11 protein-coding genes are annotated in these 15,179 nt (G+C 66.8%); 8 read left to right on the forward strand and 3 right to left on the reverse strand.

What is annotated here, in order from left to right; genetic code table 11:
- Positions 1-58: 58 nt before the first annotated feature.
- Both QFZ70_RS11950 and QFZ70_RS11955 read left to right on the forward strand, forming a co-directional pair.
- Positions 59-877 (forward strand): purine-nucleoside phosphorylase, encoded by an 819-nt coding sequence (locus tag QFZ70_RS11950; RefSeq protein ID WP_307095832.1) that lies wholly within the window; start codon positions 59-61, stop codon positions 875-877.
- A 69-nt stretch (positions 878-946) separates the two neighbouring features.
- Entirely contained in the window at positions 947-2,698 is a 1,752-nt protein-coding gene (locus QFZ70_RS11955) for a phospho-sugar mutase (protein ID WP_307095834.1), read from the forward strand.
- 27 nt (positions 2,699-2,725) lie between these two features.
- On the opposite strand, the gene nirD is transcribed toward QFZ70_RS11955, so the two are convergent.
- Positions 2,726-3,112 (reverse strand): nitrite reductase small subunit NirD, encoded by a 387-nt coding sequence (gene nirD, locus QFZ70_RS11960; RefSeq protein ID WP_307095836.1) that lies wholly within the window; start codon positions 3,110-3,112, stop codon positions 2,726-2,728.
- 271 nt (positions 3,113-3,383) lie between these two features.
- Here nirD and nirB point away from each other — a divergent pair, with 271 nt between their 5' ends.
- The 6 genes from nirB (at position 3,384) to QFZ70_RS11990 (ending at position 10,419) form a co-directional block, all read left to right on the forward strand.
- Positions 3,384-6,014, forward strand: a complete 2,631-nt coding sequence (nirB, locus tag QFZ70_RS11965) for a nitrite reductase large subunit NirB (protein WP_307095838.1) — start codon at positions 3,384-3,386, stop codon at positions 6,012-6,014.
- Between the two features lie 2 nt (positions 6,015-6,016).
- A complete protein-coding gene (gene cobA, locus QFZ70_RS11970) occupies positions 6,017-7,051 on the forward strand; it encodes a uroporphyrinogen-III C-methyltransferase (RefSeq protein WP_307095840.1) in 1,035 nt (344 codons plus the stop codon).
- 14 nt (positions 7,052-7,065) lie between these two features.
- Positions 7,066-8,214, forward strand: coding sequence for a uroporphyrinogen-III synthase (locus QFZ70_RS11975; RefSeq protein WP_307095842.1), 1,149 nt, complete (start codon positions 7,066-7,068; stop codon positions 8,212-8,214).
- Between the two features lie 202 nt (positions 8,215-8,416).
- Positions 8,417-9,274, forward strand: a complete 858-nt coding sequence (locus tag QFZ70_RS11980) for an FAD-dependent oxidoreductase (RefSeq protein WP_307095844.1) — start codon at positions 8,417-8,419, stop codon at positions 9,272-9,274.
- Positions 9,275-9,388: 114 nt separating this feature from the next.
- A complete protein-coding gene (deoC, locus tag QFZ70_RS11985) occupies positions 9,389-10,105 on the forward strand; it encodes a deoxyribose-phosphate aldolase (RefSeq protein WP_307095845.1) in 717 nt (238 codons plus the stop codon).
- A gap of 50 nt (positions 10,106-10,155) precedes the next feature.
- Positions 10,156-10,419 carry a hypothetical protein gene (locus QFZ70_RS11990; RefSeq protein ID WP_307095847.1) on the forward strand — a complete coding sequence of 88 codons (264 nt, stop codon included), beginning with the start codon at positions 10,156-10,158 and terminating at the stop codon, positions 10,417-10,419.
- A 184-nt stretch (positions 10,420-10,603) separates the two neighbouring features.
- Here the strand turns inward: QFZ70_RS11990 and QFZ70_RS11995 are convergent, their stop codons facing one another.
- The gene (locus QFZ70_RS11995; protein ID WP_307095849.1) at positions 10,604-11,416 is read right to left on the reverse strand and encodes a metal-dependent hydrolase; all 813 of its coding nucleotides are present in this window, start codon (positions 11,414-11,416) and stop codon (positions 10,604-10,606) included.
- Between the two features lie 6 nt (positions 11,417-11,422).
- Entirely contained in the window at positions 11,423-15,106 is a 3,684-nt protein-coding gene (mfd, locus tag QFZ70_RS12000; protein WP_307095850.1) for a transcription-repair coupling factor, read from the reverse strand.
- Positions 15,107-15,179 lie beyond the last annotated feature (73 nt).

The raw sequence follows: 15,179 nt of genomic DNA on the forward strand, positions 1-15,179 counted from the left end.
CTCTCACGAAAGCGGGCCAAGGGTGGGCGCAGGCGGAGCGGCAGGATAACTTGTACCAGTGAGTACAACAGACTTCCTGAACACCGATCCCTTCGCTGCCGCGCGTGCCGCTGCCGAGTACATTGCCGAGGAAACGGGCGTGGACAGCCACGACGTCGCCCTGGTCCTGGGCTCCGGCTGGGGCGAGGCAGCCGACCTCATCGGCGAAACCACCGCCACCCTGTCCGCTGAAGAAGTTCCCGGCTTCCACGCTCCTGCGGTTGTGGGGCACGTGGGCACCATCCGCTCGGTGCTCACCAAGGAGGGCAAGCGGGCCCTGGTCCTGGGCGCCCGCACCCACTACTACGAAGGCAAGGGTGTCCGCTCCGTAGTCCACGGGATCAGGACGGCGGCGGCAGCAGGCTGCAGCACCCTGGTCCTCACCAACGGCTGCGGCGGGCTGAATGAAAACTGGGCACCCGGCACGCCTGTGCTGATCAGCGATCACATCAACCTCACCGCCGCCTCACCGCTGGAGGGCGCCACGTTCGTGGACCTGACAGATCTCTACTCCGCCCGCATCCGCGGGCTCGCCCGCGAAGTGGACGCAACCCTGGACGAAGGCGTCTACGCCCAGTTCCCCGGCCCGCACTACGAGACCCCCGCAGAGGTGCAGTACGCCAAGCGCATAGGTGCCGACCTGGTGGGAATGTCCACCGCGCTGGAAGCCATCGCCGGACGCCACGCCGGGATGGAAGTATTCGGAATCTCACTGGTCACCAACCTTGCCGCGGGCATCAGCCCCCACCCCCTCAGCCACCAGGAAGTTCTCGAGTCAGGACAGGCCGCGGGCCCCCGGATTTCAAAGCTGCTCGCCGAAATCATCGGCAGGCTCTAAGAATAGGGATTTCTCCATTTCCCCGACGGGCAGGAAGAGTTCGGTGCCCAATGACGATAGGTTAGGCCCATGACGTCTTCCGATGCCGATTTCCGCCTGCTCAACGAGGCCCGCGAATGGGCCGCCAAGGACCCGGACCCCCAGACTTCGGCTTCGCTGCTGGAACTTGTCCGGCTTGTTGAGGAGGGGGCTCCGGCCGCCCGGCAGGAGCTCGAAGACAGTTTCCGCGGGACACTGCAGTTCGGTACAGCAGGCCTGCGGGCGGCCCTGGGTCCCGGACCCAACCGGATGAACCGGGTGGTGGTGCGCCGGGCCGCGGCAGGGCTGGCGGACTTCCTGCTCGGAGCAGTAGGCAGGACGTCACCGGGAACCCGGCCCCGCGCCGTCGTCGGCTATGATGCCCGGTACAACTCCGACATCTTCGCGGAAGAAACCGCCGCCATCTTCACGGCAGCGGGGATAGAAACCTTCCTCCTGCCGGCGGCGCTGCCCACTCCCCTGCTGGCTTACGCCGTGCGGGCACTGGAATGCGACGGCGGCGTGATGGTTACCGCCAGCCACAATCCGCCGCAGGACAACGGTTACAAGGTCTACCTGGGCCGCCATACCGTTCCGGAAAGCGGCAATGGCGCCCAGATCGTAGCGCCCTACGACGCGGAGATCGCCGCCCGTATCGACGCCGTGGGCCCACTGGAATCCATTGTTCTTGCCCCCGGCGGCTGGACAGTGCTCGACAGCGCCCTGGCCAAGGGCTACGAGCAGGCCACGGCGGCCCTGGCTCTGCCGGACCGCTTCCCTGCCCGGGACCTGCGCATCGTTCTCACCCCGATGCACGGCGTGGGCGGCGAAACCGCGCAGATCGTGCTGAAGGCTGCCGGGTTCACTGACGTCACCCTTGTGGCCGAGCAGGCCGAACCGGACCCGGACTTCCCCACCGTCAGCTTCCCCAACCCGGAGGAACCCGGAGCGTTGGACCTGGCCCTGGAAACGGCTGAACGGCTGGATGCTGACATCGTGATCGCCAATGATCCCGATGCCGACAGGGCGGCAGTTGCGGCCAAGGACCCGGACACCGGTGCCTGGCGGATGCTCCGCGGCGACGAGGTTGGCGCGTTGCTGGGTGCCCACATCGCAACGAGACTGGCGGCAGCTGACGGGAACGACGGCGACAGCGGCCGCCAGGGCGTGTTCGCGAATTCGATCGTGTCCTCAAGGCTTTTGGCACGGATCGCCACGGCCGCCGGCTACGCGCACGAGGAGACACTGACCGGGTTCAAGTGGATTTCCCGGGTGCCAGGTCTGCTGTACGGCTATGAGGAAGCCCTGGGTTACTGTGTGGCGCCCGGGGTGGTGAAGGACAAGGACGGGATCTCCGCAGCGGTATTGATCGCGGAACTCGCTGCAGCCGCAAAGGCAGACGGAAAGACCGTTTTTGACACCCTGGACGAGCTGTACCTGCAGCACGGCCTGCACGCCAGCGACCAGCTCAGCATCCGGGTGGCGGACCTGGGCCTCCTGGACGCCATGATGAACCGGCTCCGGGTCAACCCGCCGGAGTCCTTCGGGTCCTCCGCGGTGGAACTTTTCACGGACTTGGCCGAGGGCACCGAGCAGCTTCCTCCCACCGACGGGCTCCTCTACCTCACAAGGGACCTCACCCGGGTGATCATCCGGCCCAGCGGCACCGAGCCCAAGCTCAAGTGCTACCTGGAAGTCATTCACCACGTAGGCACCGCGGCAGAACTGCCGGAGGCCCGGCAGGCAGCGCGGGCGGCCCTTGACGAGGTGCTGCAGGACGTCAGCGAGGCACTGGGGCTTTAGTAGCCCAGGCCCCGGCGCTGAAACCCGCTAGAGCTCGATCTCGACGAAACCGTCGATAATGCGGGTACTGAACGTCGCAAGGCGCAGCCCCGGGGTGCTGAAGCACTCGCCGGTTTCAAGGTCATAGACCTCTTTGTGCAACGGGGAAGCGATGGTTGGACAGGCGCCCCGCGATCCGAGGATCCCCCGGGCCATAACGTGTGCTCCGGTGGCCGGGTCCTCGTGGGCCACCGCCAAAACTTCGCCGGGGCCGGTGCGGAAGAGCGCGACCTGGCGCCCCGCGACGAGGGCTGCTTCACCCCAGGCGGGTTCCAGATCATTCACCAGGCAGACGCGGTGCCAGCCGGCGGTGATGCCGGCTGCGGTCTCACCGATGCCGGCTGCGAGTGCCCCAAGTTCCAGTGTTGCCGTCATGTCGGCTCCTCTCCCTGTGCCTATAGTCCTTACGTTCGGCCGCCTCTGCAGCCGTGTTCCACGCTAGGCCGCAGGTGTTTCAAAGGGGTGCAGTGAATGTGTCCGGCGCGTAAAAGACACCTCACTCAGCCGGAAACGCGTTCGTGATGCAGAAGTTAAGTTGACGAAACAATCGGGAAACTGAAGCGAAACTGCGGCTTCCTAGTCTGGATGGACAGCTCGACTGAAAAGGCTGCAGAGAACCGTCTGCCGCCCATGCGAAAGGCCCACAGTGACCGAACAGACTTCCAGCACAGAGACTCCGCGCCGCATCGTCGTCGCCGGCGGCGGCCCGGCGGCCCACCGTTTTGCGGACGCAATGCATGCCCGTGGCCTCGAAGGCTGGCATGTCACGGTCCTCACTGAGGAAGCCCACCTCCCCTACGACCGCGTGGCGCTCTCCAAAGCCCTGACCGAAATGGACTACGACCTCACCCTGGGCGAGGCCTCCATGTGGGACCACGAGGCACTCTCGCTGAAGACCGGTGAGCGCGTCGTCAAAATCAACCACGGAGCCAAGACGGTGGAGACCGCCGCCGGCAACCTCTTCGAATACGACGAACTCGTGGTGGCCACAGGTTCGAATGCCGCCCGCCTTCCGATCCCCGGCGCCGAGCACACGCACGTCTACCGCACGCTCGAAGACGTCTGGGCCATCAACAAGGCCATCGCCGAACTCACCGAAAAGCTGGGCCGCAAGGTCAACGCCGTCACCATCGGTGGCGGTCTCCTCGGACTCGAATCGGCAGCCGGCACCGAGCAGCTAGGTGCCGCCCCGATCGTCATCGATGGTTCGCAGTGGCTGATGGCCACGCAGCTGGATGAAGGCGCGGGCCAGGCAATGGGCCGGCTCATCAAATCCAAGGGCTTCGAGGTCCATGGTGGCGTCTTCCCCTCGGAGGTACTGTCCGACGACGACGGCCAGGTCACCGGCGTCCTGATGGCTGACGGCCGCATCATCGATGCCGATCTTGTGATCGTCGCTATCGGCGTCCGGCCGCGCGACGAACTCTTCCGCGCAGCCGAGGGCGAGGAGCAGGTCTTCTCACTGGGCCAGCGGGGCGGAGTGGTCATCAATGACTACTGCGCCACAGAAGTGGACGGAATCTGGGCCATCGGCGAAGTGGCCAACTTCGGCGGCATGTGCCTGGGCCTGGTTGCTCCCGCCAACACCATGGCGGAAATTGTCGCCGACCGCCTGCACGGCGGGGATGCCACCTTCCCCGGCTTCGACACCGCCACCAAACTCAAGCTCTCCGGCGTCGACGTCGCGAGCTTTGGTGACGCGTTCGCCAAGACCGAGCACGCCCTCGAAATCGTCTACGCGGACCCCGCCCGCGGCGTCTACCAGAAGATCGTCACCACCGACGACGCCAAGACCCTGCTGGGCGGCATCTTCGTGGGCGACGCCTCACCGTACATGAGCCTGCGTCCGCTCCTGGGCCGCGAACTTCCCGCCGAACCGGGCGCGTTCCTCAGCGCGGCCGGCGGCGGCGAAGCCCCGGAAACCGAACTGCCGGACGACGCCACCCTCTGCTCCTGCAATAACGTCACTGCCGGCAGCATCCGTGACGCCATCAACGGCTGCGGCGCCTGTGAGGGCAACGCCCCCGTCCAGGAACTGGGTGAGCTGAAGGGCTGCACCCGCGCCGGCACCCAGTGCGGCTCCTGTGTCCCCATGCTCAAGAAGCTGCTGGAAACGGAGCTCACCAAGTCCGGCGTCGAGGTTTCCAAGGCCCTCTGCGAACACATCGAACTGTCCCGCCAGGAACTGTTCGACGCCATCCGCGTCCTGGAACTCACCTCCTTCGAAGAGATCATGGCCAAGTACGGCACCGGCGCAGGCTGCGACATCTGCAAGCCCACCATCGCGAACATCCTGGCCAGCCAGAACAGCGCCTACGTCCTGGACGCCGGCCGCGGCACCCTGCAGGACACCAACGACCGCGCCCTCGCCAACATGCAGAAGGACGGCACCTATTCGGTGGTTCCCCGCATCGCCGGCGGCGAAATCACCCCGAAGAAGCTGGGCGTGATCGCAGCGGTGGCCGAGAAATACAACCTTTACACCAAGATCACCGGCGGCCAGCGGATCGACATGTTCGGGGCCCGCCTGGAGGAGCTCCCGGAGATCTGGAAGGAGCTCGTGGACGCGGGCTTTGAATCCGGCCAGGCCTACGGCAAGAGCCTGCGCACGGTGAAGTCCTGCGTCGGGTCCACTTGGTGCCGCTTCGGCGTCCAGGACTCGGTGGCCATGGCCATCCAGCTGGAGCTCCGCTACCGCGGCCTCCGGAGCCCGCACAAGCTCAAGATGGGCGTCTCCGGCTGTGCCCGCGAATGCGCCGAGGCCCGCGGCAAGGACGTTGGCGTGATCGCCACGGCCGACGGCTGGAACCTGTACGTGGGCGGCAACGGTGGCGCCACCCCGGCGCACGCCCAGCTGCTGGCCAAGGACCTCGATGACGAAACGCTGATCAAGTACATCGACCGTTACTTCATGTACTACATCCGTACCGCGGACCGCCTGCAGCGCACCGCGCGCTGGCAGGAAGAGCTCGACGGCGGCATCAAGCACGTTGAGGACGTGGTGGTGAAGGACACCCTGGGCATCGCCGCGGACCTCGAGGCGGCCATGGCCAAGCACGTGGACACCTACCAGGACGAATGGGCGGACACCCTCAAGGACCCCGAGCGCCTCCGCCGGTTCCGCTCCTTCGTCAACGCCCCTGACCAGAAGGACGACTCCATCACCTTCGTCCCGGACCAGCGCGGCCAGATGCGCCCCGCCACCCAGGAGGAAAAGGGCAAGGTCCTGCTCGGAGCGTCCATCGCGGTCCGCCCCACCAGCGAGAACGAGGTATAGGCATGCAGCTCAGCATTGATCTCACCGGCCGCGAGGTCCTGGTCACCGGCTCGGACCACGCCGCGCGTCAGGCGGTCCGCCGCTACGAAGCCGCCGGCGCCGCCGTCTCCCGCCTCAGCACGCCCCAGGGGGGCGGCCATGACGGCCCGCTGCCCGAACGTCCCTTCCTTGTTGCCGCGGTGGACGACGGCCAGCCCGGCTGGGAATCCCTGCTGGACCGTTGCCGCACGGCCGGCATTCCCGTGGCCGCCGAACCGGCAGCCGGACCCGCTGGCCACGTCACCCTTGTGGGTGGCGGCCCCGGAACAACTGAACTGCTCACGGTCGGCGCCGTCAAGGCTCTCCGGGACGCCGACGTCGTGTTTTACGACCGCCTGGCCCCGTGCCAGGACCTGGCGTCCCTGACTTCCGCTGAACTGGTGGACGTCGGCAAGAAGCCCGGCCACCACAAAGTGAGCCAGGGCGACATCGAGAAGCTGATGGTGGAAAGTGCCCTCGCAGGCAACAATGTGGTCCGGCTCAAGGGCGGTGATCCGTACGTGTTTGGCCGCGGCGGCGAGGAAGTTGCCTCCTGCGTGGCAGCCCGTGTGCCGGTCCGCGTCATCTCAGGCGTCACCAGCGCCATCTCCGTTCCAGCGGCGGCCGGCATCCCGGTGACCCACCGTGAAGTCAGCCACATGTTCACCGTGGTCTCCGGGCACGCGCCGCTGACCGAAAAGGAGCACCACCACCTGGCCGGCCTGGGCGGGACCATCGTTGTCCTGATGGGCATCGGCACCCTCCACCAGCTCGCCGCCGGACTCCGCAGGGCCGGGATGCGGGCCGATATGCCCATGGCCGTCGTGGAGCGCGGCTACCGGCCCGGGCAGCGCACCACCATCGCCGATCTCGGCACTATCACCAGTGCAGCGGCCGGTTGCAGCAACCCGGCTGTACTGGTAATCGGCGAGGTGGTTCGGGTGGCTGAGGCCAACCGCGGGCATGCTGAGGCCGCTGCCGATCTGGACAGGCTGGCGGCCTCGCTGCTGGGCTCGTGAAAGGATTGACCTCCATGACTGCACTTGCACCGGCCGAAACTCCGCAGGTCGAAGAAACACCCGATGCTGCCGAAGCCCCGCTGGAGGGTTTCCGCATCGGTGTCACCTCGCACCGGCGGTCCCAGGACCTGATCGAGGCCCTGGAACGCCGTGGTGCGGAGGTGCTACACGCGCCCGCCCTGAAAATCGCTCCCGTGCAGGAGGACATGCGCCTCATCGAGGACACCCGGGCCATCATCGCGGCCCAGCCTGACCTCTGCATCGCCACCACCGCCTACGGCATGCGCCGCTGGTGTGAAGCCGCGGACTCCTTCGGGATCGGCGACGAGCTCCTGGAGACCCTGGGTGCCTGCCGGATGTTCGTCCGGGGACCCAAAGCCCGGGGTGCCGTGCGCGCGGCCGGACTTGCCGACGTCGGAATCAGCAGCGACGAAACCACCGCGACGCTGGTGGACATGCTGCTCACCGAGGGTGTCCGGGGCAAGACCGTCGCCGTGCAGCTGCACGGCTACACCGATGTCCGGCAGCTGGAGCGCCTGCGCATGTCCGGCGCCACGGTCCTGACCGTGACGCCTTACCGCTGGGTGAAGCCCGACGGCGCGGACCGGCTGCCCCGCCTCATCGAGGCCGCGTGCAGCGGAAACCTGGACGTCCTCACGTTCACCAGCGCGCCTGCGGTGGACGCCATGTGGAGCACCGCCCACGAGATGGGTGTCTACAAACAGCTGATCGAAAGCCTGAAGACCAACGTCACCACCGCGGTGGTGGGCCCCGTCACGGCGCAGCCCCTGCTTGACGCCGGCGTGACGCCCCTGGTTCCGGAGCGGTTCCGGATGGGTGCGCTCATCAGGCTGGTATGCGAGCACCTCGCTTTGAACCACGTCCGGCGGCTGGACACCCGGTCCGGCAACATCGAATTGCGGGGACGCAGCCTGCGCATTGACGGCCAGCCCGTGGAACTGGCCCCGGCCCCGCTGCTGCTCCTTCGCGCCCTCCTGGGGGCCGGCGGCGCTGTCCTGTCCCGCGAATCCCTGTCAGAACTGCTGGAACTCCGCGGTTCGGTGCACGCCCTGGACATGACCGTCAGCCGGCTCCGTTCCTCACTGCCCGACGGCCGGCTGGTGGAGACCGTGGTGAAACGGGGCTACCGCATCCGGGTCTAGCTGCGTGGACGGGGTGCCGAATGTGTCCACTGGCAGAGGAATGAGAGCCACGTCACGGGTTCTGTTACCGGCCGGTAAACACTGGCGAACGTGCCGTTGATTAACGGCAACTGTGGGGAAACACCCCGGAAAAAGCACGGGCCTACGCTGGGTTCATCACGAAGTTCCGGCCGTTCCCGGCCGCCAGCGAAAGGGCCAGCACATGTCCGCTCCGGCACCCTCCACATCCACCGCTTCCGCCACCCGCATTGTCATCGCAGGGGCGGGCCCAGCTGCCCAGGCCCTCGTCAGCCAGCTTGGCCGCGCCCGGTTCACTGGCACTATCACCGTACTGAGCAACCGGGACGATACCCCGGCGGAACTGGTGGAGTTGGCGCTGCTCCCCCGGGTCTCTGTCCGCTTCGGCCAGCCGGCCAGCCACATCGATGCGGAAAACCGGACTGTCGCGACGGCGGACGGCATGGAATTCAGCTACGACCAGCTGGTCATCGCCACCGGCTCGGCACCGGTGGCCAGCCCGGTGGAGGGCGCCGGCCGCTGCCTGAGCTACTCCACCATTGACGACGCCGCCCGCGTCGGCGAGGCCGTCAACGAAGTCACGAGGGAACTCGGCCGGCGTCCGCTGGGGATCCTGGTGGGCACCGGCGCCGCCGCGGGCCAGGCGGAAGCAGTGCTCCGGGCCCGGGGTGTACGCCCCATCCGCACCACCGCCAGGCCGGCCACCGTCATGCCCGGTGCATCAGCGTCAGCTTTCGCCGCCTCCGGTGTGATCTTCGAGGACGGCAGCAGCATGTACGGCGACCTGGTTGTCCTTGCCGAAGAGCGGGTGTCCCGGGACGGGCTCGCCGCCAGCGCAGGACTGCGGACGGCGGCCACCGGTGGGATAGTCATCAGCGAGGACTTCCGGACGTCAGTCCCGGGGATCTGGGCTATCGGTGACGCCGCAGCGTTCGACGGCGTCCGGCTGGGTCTGCTGGTTGCTGCCGCTTCCGCGGCAGGCGCCTGCGCCACCCAGCTGCTGACCGCTTCTGCTCCTGCTGCCTTGCCCGCGGCTGCCTGACCGCGGCCTCGGCTGCCGCCCCGATGTAAGCCGCTCCGGCTGTGGCAAGATGGTTCCCGAAACGAGTCATGGGCGTTACCGCGCCCGGCCCACGGGCCCCTGGAGAGGACCATCATGAGCAACGAAGCCACCCCTTCCGTGCAAACCGCAGCTGCCGGATCCGGCAACATCGCATCCTTCATCGACCACACCCTGCTGAAGCCCGAAGCGGGCGAAGCTGACGTCCTCAAGGTGTGCGCCGAAGCCGTGGAGTACCACTTCAAGTCGGTGTGCGTTAACCCCATTTGGGTGAAGACCGTCAAGAAGGCCCTCAAAGGCTCCGGTGTCCTGACCTGTTCCGTGGTGGGCTTCCCGCTGGGCGCCACCCCCACTGACGTCAAGGCCTTTGAATCCCGCGGTGCGGTGCTGGACGGCGCCGACGAGGTGGACATGGTGATCAACATCGCGGCCGCCAGGTCCGGGGACAAGGGTGCGCTGGTTGAGGACATCACTGCCGTGGCAGAGGCTGTCCACGCCGGTGGGGCCATCCTGAAGGTCATCATTGAAACAGCGCTGCTGGATGATGCCCAGAAGGTTCTCGCCTGTGAGGCCGCTGTGGAAGCCGGTGCCGATTTCGTCAAGACCTCAACAGGCTTCAACGGAGGAGGTGCCACGGCGGAGGATATCGCCCTGATGCGGAAAACGGTGGGCCCCGGCCTTGGCGTGAAGGCCTCCGGCGGAGTGCGGTCCCTCGAAGACGCGCAGGCTATGATTGCAGCAGGTGCAACACGTATTGGTGCCAGCTCCGGCATTGCCATCGTCAAGGGTGAACAGGGTTCGTCCTCGTACTGAGGGCACCCGGAGCCGCCACAGATTGAGGCCCGCGGGCCAAGGAGGAACGAATGTCCAGCAGTATCACGGCTTCCAACCAGGGCTCTTCGTCTGACCAGGGCAACCTGCAGACGCCCCAGAACGAGAACAAGCTTGGCACGAGCATTCTTCTCTTCGTGGTCTGCATGGCCCTGTTCCTCGGCGCCATCTACTCACTGTCGTTCCTGACGCTGGGCAACCCCTGGCCGATGGCAGCCTGCCTGGTGCTGTTCGCCCTGGCTTACTGGATCCCGCAGACCATCCTCGGCCGATCGGACTCCGCCGGCGAGCACTAAGCCCAAGCAGGTCGCACTAAGTGTCGTTTTGAAGGCTCAAAGCTTGACGGCTCAAAACGAAACTTAACGCTACTTCGTTTGACCCAAACGCGGAGAGACCCCCTGGACACCGTCCAGGGGGTCTCTTGCTCCCTAGGCCCGGCTTTCGAGAACCAGAGCCGGGCCTGGGGACCAGACCCGGGTGTCAGAACCAGGTTCTGGTCCAGGCCTCAGCGACGGCGGCCACCCTTGGCCATTGGCCATCGAGTAAGGACCAGCCCGCCACGCACAGCCCCACCATCGCGTAGGCGCTCACCGGGATCAGCAGCAGCCACTCGCGCTTCGACCCGGCACGCCCCAGCAACGGCAGGGACAGGGCGCCGTTCGGCCGCCAGACCTGGCGCAGCAGCGGTACCTTGCGCATGAGCTTGGGCGGCCGGATAACGACCGGCCACAGCAGGGGCACGCCTCCCGTGGTGATCAGGTCCCCCACGATGTGCACCACCACGCCCGTCAGCATCGAGACGGGGAGCCAGGTCCATTGGTCCGGCGCATACCAGGTGACCAGCCCGGCCATGGTGAGCGCGAAGATCCAGTTGCTGATGAAGCCCGCCTTGGGGAACAGCTTCAGGGCCTTCGCGGCGATGTTGATCATAAACATGCACAGCAGCCCCGCACCCACGGACAGCAGTCCCCAGTCCGTCTGCACCTGGACCTGCCCGGCCAGGGTGGCCAGCAGCACAAAGAATGCCGCCCCAAGCACGGAGTGCGTGCCCTGCCGGTGCCCGCCGCTGGCGTTTTCAATTCCGACGGCGATCACGTTGGACAGCGGCGACAGGGAATTCGCCACCGTGCTGTGCCGGTGGTCCCAGTCGCACACCAGGGCTGTTCCCGCAGTCGCCATCCCGCCGATCAGGATCCCGGTAGCGTCCAGCGGGTACCAGCCCAGCGTGTACGGCCCCGTGGAGGCAATAGCTACCCACGCCGCGGCTCCCGACGCGGCGTGGTGTCCTCCCATCAAGTCCTAACTCACCGCCAGTGGGGCGTCCGAGAAGATGTTCCGAATGACGCCGTTGGCCCATTCCAGGATTTCCGCGTCCTGCAGGTCCCGCCCGCCGATCTTTGCTGTTTTCGGCTTGGGGATCAGCACGGCATCCAGGGCCGGCTTGGACTGGGACCCCGGGTACATCCGGTTCAGGCGCATAACCTTGGACTCCGGAAGCGTGGCGGGCGAGAACTTGATGAAGTTGCCCTGCAACGCCACATCGGACAACCCCGCTTCCCGGGCACCCACCCGGAAGCGCGCCACTGACACCAGGTTCTGGGCCGGCAACGGCGGCTCGCCGTACCTGTCCACAAGCTCGGCCAGGACTTCGTCGATGGCCTCATTCGTGAGTGCGGAGGCCAGCTTGCGGTAGGCCTCCAGGCGCAGCCGCTCCCCCGGCACGTAGTCGTGCGGAAGGTGCGCGTTGACCGGCAATTCGATCTTCATCTCAGCTGCCTTCTCCTCGGCCTCGCCGCGGAAGTCCGCCACCGCCTCCCCTACCAGGCGGATGTAGAGGTCGAAGCCGACGCCCTGGATATGGCCTGACTGTTCGCCGCCCAGCAGGTTGCCGGCGCCGCGGATCTCGAGGTCCTTCATGGCCAGCTGCATGCCAGCGCCAAGCTCATTGTGCGCGGCCACGGCCTTCAGCCGTTCCAGCGCCACCTCGCCAAGCGGTTTCTCTGACGGGTAGAGGAAGTAGGCGTAGGCACGCTCACGGCCGCGGCCCACCCGGCCGCGGAGCTGGTGCAGCTGGGACAGGCCGTACTTGTCCGCCCCGTCCACGATCAGGGTGTTGGCGTTGGAGATGTCCAGGCCGGTTTCGATGATGGTGGTGCACACCAGCACGTCAAAGCGCTTCTCCCAGAAGTCAACGATGATCTGTTCCAGCCGGCTTTCGGACATCTGGCCGTGGGCCACCTCAACCCGGGCTTCCGGTACCAGTTCACGGATCTTGGCGGCGGTGCGCTCGATGGTGGACACCCGGTTGTGGACCAGGAACACCTGGCCCTCGCGCATCAGTTCGCGCCGGATGGCAGCCGAGGTCTGCTTGTCCGTGTAGGGGCCAACGTACGTCAGGACGGGGTGGCGTTCCTCCGGCGGCGTGGCCAGGGTGGACGTTTCCCGGATGCCGGTGAGGGACATTTCCAGGGTGCGCGGAATGGGGGTTGCACTCATGGCCAGCACGTCCACGTTGGTGCGCATCTTCTTAAGCGCTTCCTTGTGCTCCACCCCGAAGCGCTGCTCTTCGTCCACAATTACGAGACCCAGGTCCTTGAACTCAAAGTCCTTGGACAGCAGCCGGTGGGTACCGATGACGACGTCCACTGAGCCGCTCTTGACGCCCTCTACGGTTTCTTTGGTTTCCTTGGTCCCCTGGAACCGGGACAGGGCCTTGACCCGCAGGGGAAAACCGGAGAACCGCTCGGTGAAGGTTTCGTGGTGCTGCTGGGCCAGCAGGGTGGTGGGCACCAGCACGGCCACCTGTTTGCCGTCCTGCACCGCCTTGAAGGCCGCGCGCACGGCAATTTCCGTTTTGCCGTAGCCCACGTCGCCGGAGACCAGCCGGTCCATGGGAATTTCGCGCTCCATGTCCGCCTTCACCTCGTTGATGGTGGTCAGCTGGTCCGGCGTCTCCACGTACGGGAAGGCTTCCTCAAGTTCGCGCTGCCACGGGGTGTCCGGACCGAAGGCGTGTCCTCGCGAGGCCATCCGGGCGGAGTACAACCGGATCAGCTCGCCGGCGATCTCCTTGACGGCTTTGCGGGCCTTGGACTTGGTGCTTGCCCAGTCCGCGCCGCCCATCTTGCTCAGGACGGGAGTGTCGCCGCCAACATAACGCGTCACCTGGTCCAGCTGGTCGGTGGGCACAAACAACCGGTCCCCCGGTGCGCCCCGCTTGGACGGCGCATACTCCAGGACCAGATATTCGCGCACGCCGTCACCGCCTCCAGCAACTTTGCGCTGGATCAACTCCACAAAGCGCCCGATGCCGTGCTGTTCATGCACCACGTGGTCCCCCTCCACCAGCTGCAGCGGGTCCACCGCGTTGCGGCGCTTGGACGGCATGCGCCGCATGTCCTTCGTGGATCCGGCGGACGTCCGGCCCAGCAGGTCGGCTTCGGTGAGCAGGCCGAGCTTGAGGCCGTCCAGGACGAAACCGCGTCCGACGGCGGCAGTGGTCACCTCGATGATGCCCGCCTGGGGCTCGTGGTCCAGGCTGTCCACCCGGGCACAGGGGATGTCGCTGTCGTGGAAGAGTTCCGCGAGGCGCTGCGCCGGCCCGGGACCCTCCGTGGCCACAACGATCCGCCACTGGTCCCGGACGCGGGAACCGATGAAGTCCATCATTTCGGCCACGTCGCCCTGGTAGCCGCGGGGTTCACGTGCGTGCAGGTTCAGCACGTCGACGTCGGGCAGCAGGTCCTCGTCCTGTGCCAGCGAGGTGATGGACCACCAGGACACACCGTGCTCCAGGGATGAAGTCCGCGTTTCGGTCAGCGAACGGAAGCTGGCTGAATGGAGGGCAGCGCTTGCCTGCGAGCTGAGGTCCAGCGGGGCGGTCCCGCCGTCGGAGGCCGTGGACCAGGCCGCTTCCAGGAACTCTTCGTTGGTGGCGGCCAGGTCGTGGGCGCGGGTACGGACCTTCTCGGGTTCGATAATCACCGAAATGGAACCCGCAGGCAGCTGCTCCACAAACGGGACCATGGCATCCACCAGCACCGGCGCCAGGGATTCCATCCCCTCCACGGCGATGCCGCCGGCAATCTTTTCCAGCATGTCCGCTGCAGCCGGAAGCTGGGACTTCAGGGTGGCCGCACGGGACATCACGGACGGAGTAATCAGGATTTCCCGGCATGGCGGGGCGTGCAGCTCCGTGGGGTGGTGGAGCCCGGGCGAGGACAGCGAGCGCTGGTCGGCCACGGCGAACCAGCGCATCTGGTCCACCTCGTCACCGAAGAACTCCACCCGGATGGGGTGGTCCTCGGTGGGGGGAAAAACGTCGATGATGCCGCCGCGGACAGCGAACTCACCGCGGTGCGTCACCATGTCCACCCGGGCGTACGCCGCATCCGCCAGCCGCCGCACCACGTCGGTAAACGGAACGTCCTGGCCAACCTTCAACGTGACCGGAACCAGCTCGCCCAGGCCGGCCACCACCGGCTGGACCACGGCGCGGACCGGCGCCACCACCACACGGAGCGGTCCCGCCGTCGAGCTTTCCGGGTGCGCCAGCCTGCGCAGCACGGAGAGTCGCCGGCCCACGGTGTCTGAGCGCGGGGAGAGCCGTTCGTGCGGGAGGGTTTCCCAGCTGGGGAACCCAGCCACGGCGTCCGCGGGGAGGTAGGCCCGCAGCGCGGCCGTCAGGTCCTCTGCCTCCCGGCCGGTAGCGGTGACTGCGAGCACGACAGCCGGCCGCGCACCGTCGGACCCTCCGCCTGCCGTGGCAGTGGCCGATATGCCATCCGCCATCTCGGCAAGAAGCACCGGCCGCAGTCCGGCAGGCGCGCTGATCTGGTAGTCCTGGCCCCGGACGTCGAAGCCGCGGGCAGCCTCGGCCCGGACACGGGCGAAGGTCTTGTCCGGGCCGAGGGCTCGGCGCAGTCCATCCAGCGACGGGCCCGCGCTGGAATGGCCGGCGGTGGAGGGGCCGGGAAGGCTCATGGCAGAAGCTCCTGTGGTGTTCAACGAAAAAGCGCAACGCGAAAACCCGAAATTCGCGTCGAATCCCGGGTAA

It is taken from the genome of Arthrobacter sp. V1I9, assembly GCF_030817075.1.
GTDB lineage: Bacteria > Actinomycetota > Actinomycetes > Actinomycetales > Micrococcaceae > Arthrobacter.

Bases quoted from the DNA above. Each gene is read 5' to 3' on its own strand.
- nirD (WP_307095836.1), bottom strand. From the start codon at position 3,112: ATGACGGCAACACTGGAACTTGGGGCACTCGCAGCCGGCATCGGTGAG.
- QFZ70_RS11980 (WP_307095844.1), top strand. From the start codon at position 8,417: ATGTCCGCTCCGGCACCCTCCACATCCACCGCTTCCGCCACCCGCATT.
- QFZ70_RS11995 (WP_307095849.1), bottom strand. From the start codon at position 11,416: ATGGGAGGACACCACGCCGCGTCGGGAGCCGCGGCGTGGGTAGCTATT.
- mfd (WP_307095850.1), bottom strand. From the start codon at position 15,106: ATGAGCCTTCCCGGCCCCTCCACCGCCGGCCATTCCAGCGCGGGCCCG.
- QFZ70_RS11975 (WP_307095842.1), top strand. From the start codon at position 7,066: ATGACTGCACTTGCACCGGCCGAAACTCCGCAGGTCGAAGAAACACCC.
- cobA (WP_307095840.1), top strand. From the start codon at position 6,017: ATGCAGCTCAGCATTGATCTCACCGGCCGCGAGGTCCTGGTCACCGGC.
- QFZ70_RS11955 (WP_307095834.1), top strand. From the start codon at position 947: ATGACGTCTTCCGATGCCGATTTCCGCCTGCTCAACGAGGCCCGCGAA.
- QFZ70_RS11990 (WP_307095847.1), top strand. From the start codon at position 10,156: ATGTCCAGCAGTATCACGGCTTCCAACCAGGGCTCTTCGTCTGACCAG.
- deoC (WP_307095845.1), top strand. From the start codon at position 9,389: ATGAGCAACGAAGCCACCCCTTCCGTGCAAACCGCAGCTGCCGGATCC.